This window comes from Thioclava pacifica DSM 10166, assembly GCF_000714535.1.
In the GTDB taxonomy this organism is placed as follows: domain Bacteria; phylum Pseudomonadota; class Alphaproteobacteria; order Rhodobacterales; family Rhodobacteraceae; genus Thioclava; species Thioclava pacifica.
The window spans coordinates 26,431-42,159 of sequence record NZ_AUND01000034.1 but is presented as its reverse complement, the minus strand read 5'-3'; the positions used below and the strand labels follow the sequence as shown (position 1 = coordinate 42,159).

The following is a 15,729-nucleotide window of genomic DNA, read 5'->3' as shown; positions in this document are numbered from 1 at the left end:
CCCTCAGCGCCCCAGCACATACTCCCCGGGCGCATCGGCAATCGCATGGTATTTGCGGCCCTTGCCCATCGGCGGCGGGGCCACCAACGCACCACCGTCTTTCTCGGCGAGCCATTTCGCCCAGGGCTCCCACCACGAGCCCGGATGCACCGGGCTCGTCTCGGCCCAGTCCTTCGGCCCCGGATGGGTCGCCCCCGCGTGATGCTCCATCAAACGGTAACGCGCGCGGTTCGAACCCGGCGGTGCGACGATTCCGGTATTGTGCCCGCCCGAAACGAGGGCGAAATTCACCTCTCCGGGCAGCGCCCAGGTCAGCTTGTAGACGGACTGCCAAGGCGCGATGTGATCGGCTTCGGTGGCGACGGCAAAGACCGGCGCCGAGATATCCTGCAAGAAGACCGGTTGCCCGCCGGCCTGCATGCGCCCCTCGGCCAGATCATTGTCGAGGAAGAGCTTGCGCAGATATTCCGAATGCATCTTGTAGGGCATCCGGGTCGCGTCATGGCTCCAGGAAGCTAGGGCACTGTCTTCCTCGCGCTGGCCCATCAGATAGGTATGAACCGCCTGCGACCAGACGAGGTCTTTCGATTTCAGCATCGAGAAGGTGCCGGCCATCGCCGTCTTGTCGAGATAGCCCTCCTCCCACATCATGTCTTCGATCAGGCTCAGCTGGTCTTCGTTGGTAAACAGGCTCAACTCCCCGGCCTCGGTGAAATCGACCTGCGCTGCCAGCATCGTCAACGAGGCCAGCCGCGCATCGCCATCGCGCGCCATCGCGGCCGCGGCCACCGACAGCAGCGTGCCCCCAAGGCAGTAACCCAGACCGTGCACCTGCTCGGCACCGGTGATCTCGGTCACCGCATCGAGCGCCGTCATTACGCCAAGTTCGCGATAATCATCAAATCCGAGGCAGCGATCTTCCTCGCCCGGGTTCTTCCACGATACCGCGAAGACGGTAAAACCTTGCCCCACCAGCCAGCGGATCAGCGAATTCGTCTGTTCGAGATCGAGGATGTAATATTTCATGATCCATGCCGGCACGATCAGGAGCGGCACGGGATGCACCTCCTCGGTCGTGGGCGCGTATTGGATCAGTTCGATCAACTGGTTGCGCAGCACCACCTTGCCGGGGCTGAGCGCGACATGCTCGCCGGGGATCAGCGTCGGTTCGGGTTCGCCCTCGCCGCCCATCACCTTGAGCATATCCTCGAAGAAATAGGTCGCCCCGCGGATCAGGTTCGCCCCCGACTCCTCGCGGGTCCGCGCGATCAACTGCGGATTGGTGGCGAGAAAATTGGTGGGCGCGGCCATGTCGAGAAACTGGCGCGCGTAGAACTCCATCATCTGGAGGTGGCGATCCTCGACCCCGTGAATGCCGGTCGTCGCGTTGTGCCACCATTGCTGGGCATGCAGGAAACTTTGCGCATAAAGCGAGAACGGCCAGGCCTGCCACTCAGGCGCCTTGAAGCGGCGGTCCTGCGGCAAGGGATCAAGAGGCTGTGCCTCCGGGTCGTCGGCGCGGTGCGGTGCCATCTCGCGCATCAGGTGGACCCATTTTCGTCCCGCTTTCCAGCCCAATTCCGACTGTTTGCCGGGGCTCATTGCGAGATGCGTCGCCCAATCGGCCCAGGCCAATCCTAGAGAAACCGGGGAGAGCCCGCCCTCGGCGCGGCCCAGAAGCGCATGAAAGGCCCGGTCAAGCCGCGCGAAGGATTCCTCTGCCGCCGCGCGCGCCTCGCGCGCTTCCTGCTCTGCCGTGCACTCGCCCGGCCGTTTGCCGAAATCTTTCATCGCTGCCTCTTTGCTTTTCATCGAACCCACCCCTATCGCACGCGCAAACTAGCACCGATCGTCTAACAGGAGTTTGACATGCAGCAAATGCACGGCCTTTTTTCGCGGCATTGCAGCATCGCCCGTCCTTCCGTTCACGCCCGATCCCGGCGCGTCACAACGCCGGGAGAGCGCTGAAATATCGGAACTGCGGCCTTCCCGCATCGGTTTTCACCCCGACATCAAGCCGAGAAGGCAAAGGAGTGATTACGATGGCAAAAAGTATTTCCAAACCGCAAGTTCTGGTTCTCGGCGGCAATTTCGCGGGCCTTGGCGCCGCCCAGAAAATCCGTGATTACGCGGGCGATGCCTGCGACATCACCGTGATCGACCGCAAGGGCTATCTCGATTTCATTCCCAATATCCCGCTCGAGGTGTTCGAGGGCCGCGACCCGGCGGTGACGATGCATATGAACCTCGTCGACGTGCTGGCCAAGGACGATATCGACTTCAAGCAGGCCGAAATCACCGGCATCGACATCGCCGCGAAGACGGTGCAGATGCGCCCCTCCGAACGCCCCGGCGCGCCTCAATATACGATGGGCTACGACTACGTCGTGATCGCTCTGGGGGCGCGGCTGGCCTATGATGATATCGAAGGCTTCGCCGAATACGGACACACCGTTTCGGACGCGTTCCACGCCAACAAGATGATCGACTACCTGAAGAACGATTATCAGGGCGGGCCGATTGTCGTGGGCTCGGACCGGTTCGAACAGGGCCATCAGGGTCGCCCGGACTGGCTGCCGACGGCACTGGCCGCCTGTGAAGGCCCGCCGGTCGAGGTCTCTCTCTCGCTCGCCCATTGGCTCGAGCAAAACGGCAAGGGCGGCGCGAAGAACATCACGATCTTCACCCCCGCCGAGCTGATCGCGGAAGATGCCGGCGAGAAGGTTGTCGAACAGCTGCTCGAGGCCGCGGGCTCGATGGGGTTCGGCTATGTCAACAAGGTCGAGGGCATCAAGCGGCTGACGAAAGACGGCATCGAGTTCACCGATGGCCGGAGCTTGCCCGCCGAGATGAAAGTGATCTTCCCGAACTGGAAGCCGCACGCGTTCCTCAAGGGGCTGCCGGTTTCCGACGAGGTGGGCTTCGTCATCACCGACATGCGGATGCGCAACCCCGATCACCCCGAGGTCTTCGCCTGTGGGGATGCCGCCGCGATCACCGTGCCCAAGCTCGGCGCGATCGGCCACCAGGAATGTGACGTGGTCGGCCGGCAGATCGCGGGCGATCTGGGCAAACTCTCGAGCGCCGAGGCCAACAAGGAATGGCACCCCGAGGTCGTCTGTATCGGCGACATGGGCGGCGGCAAGGCCTTCTACATCCACGCGAACAGCTGGTTCGGCGGCGAGACGCAGGAACTGCGCATGGGCAAGATCCCCTACATGCAAAAGGTCGCCTACAAGGAACTGTTCTTCCGCAACAAGGGCCGCGTGCCGAGCTGGGGCGTACCCCTTGCCGAATGGAGCGCGGAGACCCTGATCCGAGCCTGACCCTTTCCCGAGATACGGATGCGCGGGGCGGTTTTTCTCTCCCTTTCCACCCCCCGGACCTCGCGCTCCGTCCCGACCTGCTTCCGGGCGTCTCTCTCTCGCTCCTGTCTCTCGTCCGGAAGCAGGCTCTCACTCCCACCTCTCCGCCTTGCCAAAAGGCGGGGTTTTGTCATGCGTTGGGCGTTTTGCAACACGGCTGCGCGCGACTGCACACAAGCGCGTGTCACCTCGGAACGCGGCCCATCGCCAACAGTTTTTTCCTTTGACCCGGCCAGGGCCGCGCGGCGCTTCCTGTTTTCCTGCCCCTTGGAGCGCCATGCATGGACGTTTCATCATCCCCTTGGCCCAAAGCCATTTTCAGGCCCGGACGGGCTGCAAGTGATGGAGTAGACCGATGATGTTCACGGGTTCGATGTTGATGCTCGCGCCGATCCTGGCGCTTTTCGCCGGGGTTCTGATCCTGATCTTCCCGAGGCTTTTAAGCTATATCGTGGCGCTCTATCTGATCGCGATCGGGCTGGCCGGGATGTTTCCGATGCTCGCCGGCTATCCGATGGGATGACAGCGCCGAAATCTGCGCTAGCTTTGCCCGGTCATGCTGAACCGGCTTCGTGAAAACATCCTCCCCCTGACCGTGGCGCTCTCGCTCCTGATGGAGCTGATCGACGCCACCGTTCTTGCGACCGCGATCCCGGTGATCGCGCGCGATCTCTCGGTGCCGGTCTTGTCGCTGAAAATGGCGATGGCGACCTACCTGATCTCACTGGCGGCCTTCGTGCCGATCTCGGGCTGGCTGGCCGACCGCTTCGGGGCGAAGCGGATCTTTCTCGCCGCAATGGGCGTGTTTCTCTTCGCCTCGCTGCTCTGCGCGGTTCAGACGAGCCTGACCGGCCTCGTGCTGGCGCGCGCCCTGCAAGGCGTGGGCGCGGCGATGATGTCCCCGGTGGGCCGACTGATCGTGCTGCGCCATACCGCGAAATCCGAGATGACCCGCGCGATGGTCTACGTCACCCTGCCCGCTCTGATCGGCCCCGCAATGGGCCCCTTCGTCGGAGCCTCGGTCACGACATTCCTTGGCTGGCGCTCGATCTTCCTGATGAACCTGCCGCTCGGGGCACTGGCGATCTGGCTCACCTTGCGCCACATGCCCGCTGATGAGCCGAGCAGCGCCGCACCTTTCGATCTCTGGGGGTTCGTGCTGTCCGCTCTCGGGCTCGGGGCCGCGATGACGGGGCTCTCGGCCCTGGGCGAGCATATCTTGCCCTGGCAGGCTGCAGCAGGTCTGAGCGGACTGGGCGTGGCATTGCTCTACGCCTATTGGCGCCGCGCGCAAACCCGTTCGGATGCCCTGCTCGATCCGCGTCTTTTCCGCCACCGCACCTTCGATGTAAGCATCACCGGCGGGTTGATTTTCCGGCTCTCGAACGGGGCGATCTCGCTGCTGCTGCCGCTGTTTTTCCAATTGGGACTTGGCGCCTCGGTGATGGTCTCGGGGGCGCTGACCGGGCTGACGGCGGTGGGGGCGCTGTCGATGCGGGTCTGGGCACCGAGAATGCTCGACCGGTTCGGCTTCAAATGGGTGATGATCGCGGCCGCCGTGCTGCGCGGGCTGACGATCTTCGGCTTCGCCACGGTGAACAGCATCTCCGACTGGCAGCTGATCCCGCTCCTGCTGATCGGAGGCGCGGCGCAATCGGTGGTCTTCACCGCCGTCAACACGATCGGATTTGCCGATCTCGACACTCGCGAGATGAGCCCCGCAACCGCCTTCACCGCGATGAGCCGTCAGGTCTCGCTCGCACTCGGGATCGCGCTGGCGGGCGTGGTGCTGGAACTCACCGCGGGCGCGGCCGCGACCACGACCGGCGCCGAGATGATCCCGATCACCGCCTTTCTCTGGGGCTTCGCGATCGCGGGCGCGACCGGGCCGCTCTCTGCGCTCTATTTCCTGCGCCTGCGCAAAGGTGATGCCGACGGTCTGCGCCGCAAACGTACCCGGCACGCCGCCCCTGCCCCTGCTTCTACGTCCTCGCGCCAGGCCGCCGAATAATCGGGGATGCGCAAGGCGTTGAGCCGGTGTAGCGTGGCCCCATGATCAAGCTCGACCCCCGCGATATCGAAATTCTGCGCGTTCTGGCGCGCGAGGGACGCATCACCAAGGCGGCGCTGGCCGAGAAGATCAACCTCTCGCCGACCCCTGCATGGGAACGGCTGAAAAAACTCGAAAAAGCAGGCCTCATCGCGGGCTATCGCGCGAGTTTCAACCTCAAGAAGCTCGGGCCGCATGTGACACTCTTCGTGGCCGCCGAACTGGCCGATCATACCGCTGCCAGTTTCCAGACCTTTGAGCGGTCGCTGGATCAGCACCCCGAGGTCGTGGGCTGCTGGGCGCTTGGCGGCGGGTTCGACTACCTGATGCAGATCGTCACCCGCGATATCGACGCCTATCAGCGGCTGATCGACTCGATGCTGGACGCCCGGATCGGGATCGCGCGCTACTTCACCTACATCGTCACGAAAGAGGTGAAAAACGCTGCAATGCCCCCCTTCGAGCTCTTCGCAGACCAAATGGACTAGCGCAGGCGCTTATTTTAGCCCAAATCCGGGCCGGGCGCGGGCCATTCGGCCTATCTTGCTGGTCATGAGGACGCAGAGTGATCTCAACACAGGAGGTCTCTCATGCTCGACACCGCCATTTCCGCCCGCCCCGACATCGCCGACAAGCGCCTGTTGCGCAGCTTTGCCTATGTGAACGGTCGCTGGATCGCGGGCGAGACCGGCGGAGCGATCCCGGTCACGAACCCCGCCAATGGCGAGCGCCTGGGCGATGTCACTGCGCTCAGCCGGGCCCAGTCCCGCGCCGCCGTGGACGCCGCGCAGACGGCTTTTCTCGACTGGTCGATGACGCTGCCGCAGGAGCGTTCCGCCATCCTGCGCCGCTGGTTCGATCTGATCCTCGCGGCGAAGGACGATCTGGCGCGGATCATGGTGCTCGAACAGGGCAAGCCACTCTCGGAAGCTGCAGGCGAGATCGACTACGCAGCGAGCTTTCTCGAATATTACGCCGAAGAAGCGAAGCGCCCGAATATCGAGGGCGTCACCTCGCATCTGCACGATGCCGAGGTCGAACTGTGGTTGGAGCCCGTGGGCGTCGTGGGGCTGATCACGCCGTGGAACTTCCCCTCCGCGATGCTGACCCGCAAGGCCGCCGCCGCGATCGCCGCGGGCTGCACGGTGGTCGCGCATCCTTCGCATGAGACGCCCTTTTCGGCGCTGGCCCTTGCCGAACTGGCCGAACGCGCGGGCCTTCCGGCGGGCGTGTTCAACGTGCTGACCGGCCATGCGCCGGACATCGTCGAGCCCTGGTGCGAGGATACCCGCGTGCGTGCGCTCTCCTTCACCGGCTCCACGGAAGTGGGCCGCCTGCTCTATCGCCAATCGGCTGACACGGTGAAGCGGCTGGTCCTCGAACTCGGCGGGCACGCGCCGGTCATCGTCTTCAAGGGCGCCGATCTCGATCAGGCGGTCGAGGAAGTCATCAAGGCGAAATTCGCAACCTCCGGGCAGGACTGCCTCGGCGCGAACCGGATCTATGTCGAGCGGCCCGTCTATGACGAGTTCTGCCGCCGCTTCACGCAAGCCACCGAAAAGCTCACCGTGGGCATCGGCATGGGCGATCCCGATATCGGCCCGCTGATGAACGAAAAGGCGGTGGCCAAGCAGGAAGAGCACGTGGCAGACGCGCTGGCCAAGGGCGCGAAACTGGCCTGCGGCGGCAAGCGGCTCGATCGCGGCCCGCTGTTCTTCGCGCCGACCGTGCTCACCGACGTGCCCGACAATGCCAAGATCATGCACGAGGAAACCTTCGGCCCGGTCGCCCCGATCACCGTCTTCGACACGGAAGAAGAGGTCCTCGCCAAGGCCAACGCGACCGAATACGGCCTCGTGGCTTACGTCCACTCCCAGAACCCGAAACGCATCTACCGCGCCACCCGCGCGCTGCAATTCGGCATGGTCGCGGTCAACCGCACCAAGGTCACAGGCGCGCCGATCCCGTTCGGCGGCATGAAGCAATCCGGCCTCGGTCGCGAAGGCTCGCGCCGTGGCATGGAAGAGTTCATGGAAATCAAATACGTCTGTCGGGACTGGGGCTGATCGCCTCGCCCACGCAGACGCACCCAACACGAAGAAGGAGACACCATTGCTGACCAATGACCAACTCGACAAGTGGGATCGCGAAAGCTTCTTCCATCCCTCGACCCATCTCGCCCAGCATGCGCGCGGCGAAAGCCCGAACCGCATCGTCACCGGCGGCAAGAGCGTGTTCATCGAGGATCGCGACGGCAACAAGCTGCTTGACGGCTTCGCGGGGCTCTACTGCGTGAATGTGGGCTATGGGCGCACCGAGATCGCCGATGCCATCGCCGAGCAAGCGAAAGAGCTGGCCTATTACCACGCCTATGTCGGCCACGGCACCGAGGCCTCGATCACGCTGGCCCATATGGTCATGGAGCGCGCGCCCGATCACATGTCGAAGGTCTATTTCGGTCTGTCGGGCTCGGATGCGAACGAGACCAACATCAAACTGGTCTGGTATTACAACAACATCCTGAACCGCCCCGAGAAGAAGAAGATCATCTCGCGCTGGCGCGGCTATCACGGCTCGGGGCTGATGACCGGCTCGCTGACGGGGCTCGAGCTGTTCCACAAGAAATTCGATCTGCCGCTGTCTCAGGTGATCCACACCGAGGCGCCCTATTACTTCCGTCGCCCCGATGCGGCGATGTCGGAAGAGGCCTTCACCGCCTATTGCGCGTCCGAGCTTGAGCAACTGATCGAACGCGAAGGCCCCGACACCATCGCCGCCTTCATCGGCGAGCCGGTGCTGGGCACCGGCGGCATCGTGCCTCCGCCGGCCGGTTACTGGGAGGCGATCCAGAAGGTTCTCAACAAATACGACATCCTGCTGATCGCCGACGAGGTCGTGACCGGCTTCGGTCGTCTGGGCTCGATGTTCGGCTCGGATCACTACGGCATGAAGCCCGACCTGATCACCATCGCGAAGGGTCTGACCTCGGCCTATGCGCCGCTCTCGGGCACGATCGTGAGCGACAGGATGTGGAAAGTGCTCGAGCAAGGGACGGATGAGAACGGCCCGATCGGCCATGGCTGGACCTATTCGGCGCACCCGATCGGGGCGGCGGCCGGGGTCGCGAACCTCGCGCTGATCGACAAGCTCGGGCTGGTCGAGAATGCGGGCAATGTCGGCGCCTATCTCAACGCGCAGATGAAGGCGGCGATTGGCGAGCATGCCAATGTCGGTGACATCCGGGGCGAGGGGATGCTCTGCGCGGTCGAGTTCGTCTCGGATCGCGACAACCGGACCTTCTTCGACGCCTCCGAGAAGGTCGGAGCGAAGATCGCGGGCGCGATGGTCGAGCGCGGCGTGATCGGGCGCGCGATGCCGCAGGGCGATATTCTGGGCCTCGCCCCGCCGCTCTGCCTGACCCAGGCAGAGGCCGACAAGATCGTCGAAGTCACCGCCGATGCGGTGAAAGCGGTGCTCGGCTAAGCCAATGTCAGGGCTCGTCTTTTCCGGTGAGCCCTGACAGCCACACGGCGAGCGTCGCACGATCCCCGGCCTTCGGAGAATGGTGCCTGGCGATGAACCCGTCAAACCAGTCGGCCCGTTCCTCGGCCGTATCCGCATCGGGCGCCCAGACCATCTGCGCGACCAATGCCTCGGCAGTCATGTGACAGCGACTACAGGATTTCGCGAAAAGCTGCGCTGGATCGGTTTCTGCCTGTGCGAACCCGCCCCAAACTGTCAGGGAAATCGCCAAGAAGACCCGCATCACACCCTCCCGATAAACTCCAGAACCGAGCGCGCGGCGCGCAAGCCCGGCGGCTCGCCGCCCTCGCCCAGACGCTGCATCACCTCTTCCATCACCGCGAACTGCTCGCTCCGCGAGTCATCGTCCTCAAGCAATTCGAGCATTTTTGCCGAGATCGCGCGCGGTTTGCACTCGGGGCCAAGGAATTCCGGGATCACGCGGGTGTCCGACACGAGGTTCACCAGTGTCACCGTGTCGATCTTGAGCATCCGCGAGATCACATGCCACGAGATAAAATTCGCATCATATGCGATCACCATCGGCACCCGGTTCGCCGCCAGTTCCAGGCTGACCGTGCCGCTCGCCGCCAGCGCGATATCGGCAGCGGCAAAGGCGGCGCGCTTGTCCTCGGTATTCTCGACAACGATCGGCGCGACGGGCCAGCGCGCGGTCATCTCGCGCACCATCGGGGCCACGCCCCGCACCGTCGGCAGCACGACGCGCAGCCCCGGCTCGCGGTCGCGCAGCTGCATCAGGGCCTCGTCGAAGCGCGGGCCCAGACGCTTCACCTCGCCCCGGCGCGAGCCCGGCAGACAGAGCGCCAGCGGTTGATCCTCGCCGATCATATGGGTCTCGCGGAAGGTGGCCGCGTCGGCCTGATCGGCGCGCGGTTCGGCCACGACCGGATGGCCGACGAAATCGCAGCTCATCCCGGCGGCTTCCATATAGGGCGGCTCGAAGGGCAAGAGCGCCAGCACATGATCGACGACCTGCGCCATCTTCGCCGCGCGCCCCGGACGCCAGGCCCAGACCGAGGGCGCAACGTAATGGATCACCTTGAGATCAGGGCGTTTTTCCTTCGCCAGCCGCGCGACGCGGAGGCAGAAATCAGGGCTGTCGATGGTGATCAGCGCATCGGGCGCCAACGCGACCACGGCCTCGGCGGTCTCACTGATGCGGCGCTTGAGATGGCGGTATTTCGGCAGGACCTCCATCAGGCCCATGACCGACAGTTCTTCCATCGGGAAGAGGCTGTCGAGCCCTTGCCCGCTCATCTCCTCGCCGCCGACGCCGCGCCACTCGATCCCCGGCGCCAGTTCCGAAAGCCCCGCCATCAGGGCGCCGCCGAGCTTGTCGCCCGAGGCCTCGCCCGCGATGACGAAGATCCTCATGGTGCGCAGGCCCAGAGGAAAAGGCCCGCGGCCTCGGCGGCCTCGACCACGGCGGCACGGTCCAGAAGCATCACGCCGCCCGCCTCGAAGGCGATGCCCGACAGGCCAGCGGCGGCGGCGTTCGCGACGGTCTGAACCCCGATCGCGGGCAGATCGACACGGCGGTCCTGACCGGGTTTGGGAGCCTTATAAAAGACCCCTTTGAGCCCTTTAAGATCGGCTCGCAAGCCTTTGTGATAGCGCACGAATTCCAGCATCGCATCGGTGCCCGGAAGGGTCTCGACCGCCACGCAAAGCCCGCGTGCCACGACCGCGCCCTGACCGATATCCGAGGCGCCAAGAGCGGACACGATCTCGGCCCCGCGCTGCGCGTCGTGCTCATCCACCGCGCTCGGGGTGCCGCAAAGAACGCCTTCGGCGGGCAGCAGGTCGGGTGCAATCTCATGGGCACCGATCACCTCGAACTCCCACTCCTCGAAAAGCTCGATCACCGCGCGCAGCGTCGCGTCATCGCCCGCCTGCATCGCCATCGCCAGACGCGGCACCAGCTGGGCCGAGCGCGGATCGAACTGTTCGGGGTCAATCGCGGGACGCTGCATCGCGCCGGCAAAGACCACCCGCTTGATGCCACGGTCGGTCAGCTCGTCGAGGAACGGTACAAGCCGCTCGATCCGGAAGCGCAGATGATCGCCCTCCAGATCGCAGGGCGCGCCGATCATTTCGCAGATCAGCAGATCGGGCGCCGCCCCTTTCAACAGCGCGGGCAACAGGCCGGAGCCCGCGATCAGCGCGGTATCGGCTCCGATGCTCATTTGCCCGGCGTCAGGAAGCTGCGATCCGAGGGACCGAGAATGAAATCAAGCACTTCGCGGGCCAGATCGCCCTCGACGCCCTCCTCCGAGAGCTTGCGCGCCGAGTCGCGGAAACTGCCCTCGCTGAGCGCCGCCATCGTCTTGCGCAGCGCCGAGATTTCCTCGCGCGAGGTGCCGCGCCGCTTCAGACCCACGAGGTTCAGCCCTTCAAGCCCCGCGCGCGGCCCCGCGACCAGCGCATGGGGAATGACATCGGCCGTCACCATCGAGAGCGCCCCGATGATCGCGCCGCGCCCGATGCGCACCCATTGGTGCACGCCCGACAGGCCGCCCACGATCACATCGTCTTCGAGCACGCAATGGCCCGCGATCGCGACCGAATTCACCAGGATCACCCGATCCCCGATCTGCGCATCATGCGCGACGTGGCACGACGACATGAAGAGCCCGTCATCGCCCACACGCGTGATCCCGCCACCGCCCTCGGTGCCGGTGTTCATCGTCACATATTCGCGGATGCGGTTCCGGTTGCCGATCACCAGCCGCGTTTTCTCGCCCTTGAACTTCAGATCCTGCGGGATCTGGCCGAGCGAGGCGAAGGGGAAGACCTGTGTCTCGTCGCCGATCTCGGTCGCACCTTGCACAACGACATGGGATTGCAGCTCCACGCCGCGGCCCAGCACCACCTCGGAGCCGATCACGCAGAACGGGCCGATCCGGCAATCCGGACCGATCACCGCCCCCGGCTCGATCACCGCCGAAGGGTGGATCTGCGCGCTCGCGTCGACGCTCACCGCGCTCAGCCCTTCAGATCCATCATCGCCATGAATTCGGCGGTGGCTGCAAGCTCGCCATCAACCTCGGCGCGCCCCTCGAATTTCCAGACCTTGCCGCCGCCGCGCAGCACTTTCACATGCATCTTCAGCACGTCGCCCGGCACCACCATGCGGCGGAACTTGCACTTGTCGATCGCCATGAAATAGGTGCCCAGCTTCTTGTCGATCGTGTCGGTCGAGATGCCCACGACGACTGCCGCCGTCTGCGCCATCGCCTCAACAATGGTGACGCCCGGCATGATCGGTTCATCCGGGAAGTGGCCCTGGAAATGCGGCTCGTTACAGGTGACGTTCTTGATCCCCACGGCACCCTCGTTCGGCACGATATCGACCACCTTGTCGATCAGCAGGAACGGGTAGCGATGCGGGATGATCCGCTTGATGAGCGACAGGTTTGCTTCGGTATAGGGGGCGGGTTCGGTCATCACATGTCCTCGTTCTTTGGCGGCGCGCTGGAATGCTGTCCGTCGCAGCCCGCTTCTTTTGGTAAGTTGCTAGCAATCAGCGCGCGGCTTGGCAAGGATCAGGGGCTAGTTCGCGCCGCTCTGATCGCCGGTCGGGACACTTGGCATCGGCAGGCCAAGCGGCGTCTCGGGCGTGGGAGCTGCGCCCCCCTGAAGCACCGGATCGGCCCCGGTTTCCGTGGCACGATTGGCGCTGTCATCGACATAGACGCCATCGTCCGTGGCAGGAGCGGTCATTGCATCGGCGCCATCGCCGGGATTGGTCGCATTGCCGGTCGCCCCGGCGCTATCACCCGTGGTCGTGCCCCCCGAGGCCGGAACCGTGGCAGGCACACGCCCTGCCCCGTCGCCAATCTCGGTATCGACGCGTTGCGCCAGCGCCGCGGTGATATCGGCGCTCGCAAGCCCGCGAATGATAACGCGTGAATCCAGAACCACTGCCGCCCCGCGCGCCGCGAGCACCTCGTCGATCAACGGCATTGCTGCAGAAATGAAGGCCTGACGTTCCGCATTGAGCTGGCTCTGGATCGCATCGGCCTTGGCCTTCTGCGCGGCACGGATCTCGGTTGCGCGCTTGTCAAATGCCTCGGCAGCTTTCTGGAAATCGGCCGGCGCCATCGACGCGCGCTGCGTCGTCAGATCCCGCTCCTCGGCTTCGAGCTGACCCGCGATCCGGTTGTTTTCCTGACGCAGACTGGCTGAGGCGGCGTCGATTTCCTTCGCCACGCGCTTGCCCCATAGCGACTCCGTATAAAGACGCTCCCAATCGAGGGTCAGGACGGGGCTTTGCGGATGGGTCACGCTCGCGGAGCCGGTGCCTTGCGCAAAAACAGCGACGGGTGCGGCGACCAGCACCGCTCCCGTCAGCAAAAGCGATATCGCCCGGCGAAAGCCGCTCATGTCAGAACTGCGTCGAGAGCGTCAGATCGAAGTTCTGCGTCTTGTCGTAGTCTTCTTTCTTGACCGCCTTCGAGAAGTTCAGGCGCAGCGGGCCGATGCCCGAGTCCCAGAAGATCGAGAAGCCGACCGCCGAGCGGAGATGCATCGAGTCGTCGACAGGGTCTACTCCATCACCGTTGGTATCGTTGAGTCCCCAGACCGAACCGACATCCCAGAACACACCACCCGAGATGCCGTATTCCTCGGGGAAGCCGATCGGGAACTGCGCTTCGACCTTGCCGACCCAGTAATAATTGCCGCCCAGAGCGTCATCGTTCGTCGCATCGGTGTCACGCGGGCCAATCCCGTAGCTCTGGAAGCCGCGGATCTGGCTGCCGCTGAAACGTTGCAGGATCGTCGTGCCACCCGAGGCATGCACCGCACCACCTTCGAGCGAGGCCCGCAGCGTGACCTCCTCGTTGAAGACCTTGCGCTCGCCCTGGATCTTGGCCGAGGTCACCCCCCCGGTCACATCGCCGCCGACGCCCCAGAAGTCCTGCGAGAAGCTGAAGCGCCAGTCAAAGCGCGGGTCGATCTGCTCGCGCTTGGTGTTGAAGCTGTAGGTATAGCCGAAGCCCGAATAGCGCTGCGTACCTTTTTCTTCCTCTTCGAGGCGGAGAATCTGCGACGATTCCAGCGGCACGTTGTTGAGCGAGTCCTCACCGACCTTGTAGCGCACCGCCAGACGGCCGCGCTCGGAGACGGGGAATTCGAAGGAGGGCGAGACGCTGATGCGGCGCGTATCGAAGCTGTTATTCGTTGCTGAGCTCGTCGTGGTGTAGCTCGCGCCGAAGCTGAAGCTCACGTCACGGCCGAGGAAACGCGGCTCGACGAAGCGGAGGCTCGACGTGTTGTTATCCTTGGTCGTGCCCAGCGAGAGCCCGAGGAACTGACCGCGACCGAGGAAGTTCGATTCCTGCAAGCTCGCGTTGAAGCCCACGCCGTCGCTCTTCGAGAAGGAGGCACCGAAGCCAAGCGAGCCAGTCGGCTGTTCGTCCACGTTCACATCGACCACGACCTGATCCGGGCTCGAACCCTGATTGGCGTTTACGTCGACATTGCTGAAAAAGCCCGTGGCGCGCACGCGGTCGGCCGCGTTCTGGATCGCACGCGGGTTGAACGCGTCGCCCTCGGCGGTGTCGAACTCGCGGCGGATGACGCGGTCGAGCGTGGTGGTGTTACCCTCGATGTCGATGCGCTGCACGAAGATACGCGGGCCGCGCACCAGCTGGAAAGTCACGTCCACCGATTGCGTGCGCTGATCCTTGGTGATCTGCGGCTGCACGCGGACGAATTGCACGCCCTTCTTGATCGCGAGCTGCTCCATCCGGGTCACGGCATATTCGATCGCCTGGGGCGAATAGGTCTGGCCGCTGCGGATCTTCGCGAGCTTCTGGAACTCCTCCGGATCGAGACCGTCGATCTCCGAGGTGGTCGTCACCTTGTCGAAGTGGAATTTCTGACCTTCGATGACATTGAAGGTCATGTAGAAGGCATCACGCGCCCGCGTCATCTGCGACGAAACACCAGTGACCTGCACATCCATGAAGCCGCGCTGCTGGTAGAAATCGATCAGCTTCTGGCGGTCGGCGGGAATGCGGCGCTCGTTGAACGTGTCGTCCTTGACGAAGGTACGGAAGATACCAGCCTGTTTCGAGGCAAGCACCTGGCGCAGGCGGCGGTCCGAATAGGAACGGTTCCCGGTGAAGGTGATCCGCTCGATATTGGTGACCTTGCCTTCCTTGATTTCGAAGGCGATGTCGACGCGGTTATCCGAGCGGCGGATCACCTTCGGCGTCACGCGCGCGGCCATCCGACCATCGTCGGAATAGGCCTGAACCAGACGCTGGGCATCGGCCTCGACCTCGGCGGGGTTGAAGACGCGGTTGGGCTTGGTCTGGACAACCTGCGAAAGCACCTCGTCCTTGACGACCTTGTTGCCCTCGAAATTGATCACGTTGACGGTCGGGTATTCCTTGACCGTGATCTCAAGCGTGGATCCCTTGGGCGTCACGGCGACTTTCTCGAACAGACCCGAGCCTGCGATGCGCTGATAGGCGGCGTTGAGATCGGCAGCGGTTACCGGCGCGTTGCGCGCGATTCTCGCAAAGGCCAGAATCGTCGCCGGCTCGATCCGCTCATTGCCGACGATCACGACGCGAGAGAAGCTGTATTGCTGAGCCTGGGCGATCGCCGGAACCGCGATACAACCCATTGCGATCGCGGGGAAAACCACGCTTGCGCGCAGGGCCTTTCGCGTTGCGCAAATCTTGAGCACCGTTTGCAAGCCGTTCGCCATCGCCCTCTCCCGCCGGAAGTTCAAATTCCTTTTCAAGGTGACTACCG

Annotated in this window: 14 protein-coding genes; 6 read left to right on the top strand and 8 right to left on the bottom strand. The window is 64.0% G+C overall.

Annotated elements, in window-relative coordinates; all coding sequences use genetic code 11:
* Window positions 1-3: 3 nt before the first annotated feature.
* On the bottom strand, window positions 4-1,812 hold the full coding sequence (locus TP2_RS12305) for a PHA/PHB synthase family protein (protein ID WP_206198346.1): 1,809 nt from the start codon (window positions 1,810-1,812) through the stop codon (window positions 4-6).
* Window positions 1,813-2,042: 230 nt separating this feature from the next.
* Between TP2_RS12305 and TP2_RS12300 the strand changes: the two genes are divergently transcribed.
* The 6 genes from TP2_RS12300 to TP2_RS12280 all read left to right on the top strand — a co-directional run bounded on the left by TP2_RS12300 (window position 2,043) and on the right by TP2_RS12280 (window position 8,898).
* On the top strand, window positions 2,043-3,326 hold the full coding sequence (locus TP2_RS12300) for an NAD(P)/FAD-dependent oxidoreductase (protein WP_038077942.1): 1,284 nt from the start codon (window positions 2,043-2,045) through the stop codon (window positions 3,324-3,326).
* Window positions 3,327-3,720: 394 nt separating this feature from the next.
* Window positions 3,721-3,888, top strand: coding sequence for a DUF3096 domain-containing protein (locus tag TP2_RS18330; protein WP_240473759.1), 168 nt, complete (start codon window positions 3,721-3,723; stop codon window positions 3,886-3,888).
* Window positions 3,889-3,921: 33 nt separating this feature from the next.
* Window positions 3,922-5,376, top strand: coding sequence for an MFS transporter (locus TP2_RS12295; RefSeq protein WP_051692576.1), 1,455 nt, complete (start codon window positions 3,922-3,924; stop codon window positions 5,374-5,376).
* 41 nt (window positions 5,377-5,417) lie between these two features.
* The gene (locus tag TP2_RS12290) at window positions 5,418-5,903 is read left to right on the top strand and encodes an Lrp/AsnC family transcriptional regulator (RefSeq protein ID WP_420804615.1); all 486 of its coding nucleotides are present in this window, start codon (window positions 5,418-5,420) and stop codon (window positions 5,901-5,903) included.
* 102 nt (window positions 5,904-6,005) lie between these two features.
* Window positions 6,006-7,481, top strand: coding sequence for an NAD-dependent succinate-semialdehyde dehydrogenase (locus TP2_RS12285; protein ID WP_038077941.1), 1,476 nt, complete (start codon window positions 6,006-6,008; stop codon window positions 7,479-7,481).
* Window positions 7,482-7,527: 46 nt separating this feature from the next.
* Window positions 7,528-8,898 (top strand): aspartate aminotransferase family protein, encoded by a 1,371-nt coding sequence (locus TP2_RS12280; RefSeq protein ID WP_038077932.1) that lies wholly within the window; start codon window positions 7,528-7,530, stop codon window positions 8,896-8,898.
* Between the two features lie 7 nt (window positions 8,899-8,905).
* Here TP2_RS12280 and TP2_RS12275 read toward each other — a convergent pair whose 3' ends face one another.
* The 7 genes from TP2_RS12275 to bamA all read right to left on the bottom strand — a co-directional run bounded on the left by TP2_RS12275 (window position 8,906) and on the right by bamA (window position 15,682).
* On the bottom strand, window positions 8,906-9,181 hold the full coding sequence (locus TP2_RS12275; RefSeq protein ID WP_038077929.1) for a hypothetical protein: 276 nt from the start codon (window positions 9,179-9,181) through the stop codon (window positions 8,906-8,908).
* The gene (gene lpxB, locus TP2_RS12270) at window positions 9,181-10,332 is read right to left on the bottom strand and encodes a lipid-A-disaccharide synthase (protein WP_038077925.1); all 1,152 of its coding nucleotides are present in this window, start codon (window positions 10,330-10,332) and stop codon (window positions 9,181-9,183) included. The genes TP2_RS12275 and lpxB overlap by 1 nt, the downstream gene beginning before the upstream one ends.
* The gene (locus TP2_RS12265; RefSeq protein WP_038077924.1) at window positions 10,329-11,144 is read right to left on the bottom strand and encodes an LpxI family protein; all 816 of its coding nucleotides are present in this window, start codon (window positions 11,142-11,144) and stop codon (window positions 10,329-10,331) included. The genes lpxB and TP2_RS12265 overlap by 4 nt, the downstream gene beginning before the upstream one ends.
* Window positions 11,141-11,938, bottom strand: coding sequence for an acyl-ACP--UDP-N-acetylglucosamine O-acyltransferase (gene lpxA / locus TP2_RS12260; RefSeq protein ID WP_038077922.1), 798 nt, complete (start codon window positions 11,936-11,938; stop codon window positions 11,141-11,143). Before lpxA ends, TP2_RS12265 begins: the two co-directional genes overlap by 4 nt.
* 5 nt (window positions 11,939-11,943) lie before the next feature.
* Entirely contained in the window at window positions 11,944-12,405 is a 462-nt protein-coding gene (gene fabZ, locus TP2_RS12255; RefSeq protein ID WP_038077920.1) for a 3-hydroxyacyl-ACP dehydratase FabZ, read from the bottom strand.
* A gap of 105 nt (window positions 12,406-12,510) precedes the next feature.
* Window positions 12,511-13,344, bottom strand: coding sequence for an OmpH/Skp family outer membrane protein (locus TP2_RS18060; RefSeq protein ID WP_051692575.1), 834 nt, complete (start codon window positions 13,342-13,344; stop codon window positions 12,511-12,513).
* 1 nt (window position 13,345) lies between these two features.
* Window positions 13,346-15,682 (bottom strand): outer membrane protein assembly factor BamA, encoded by a 2,337-nt coding sequence (gene bamA / locus TP2_RS12245; RefSeq protein ID WP_051692574.1) that lies wholly within the window; start codon window positions 15,680-15,682, stop codon window positions 13,346-13,348.
* Window positions 15,683-15,729: the final 47 nt, after the last annotated feature.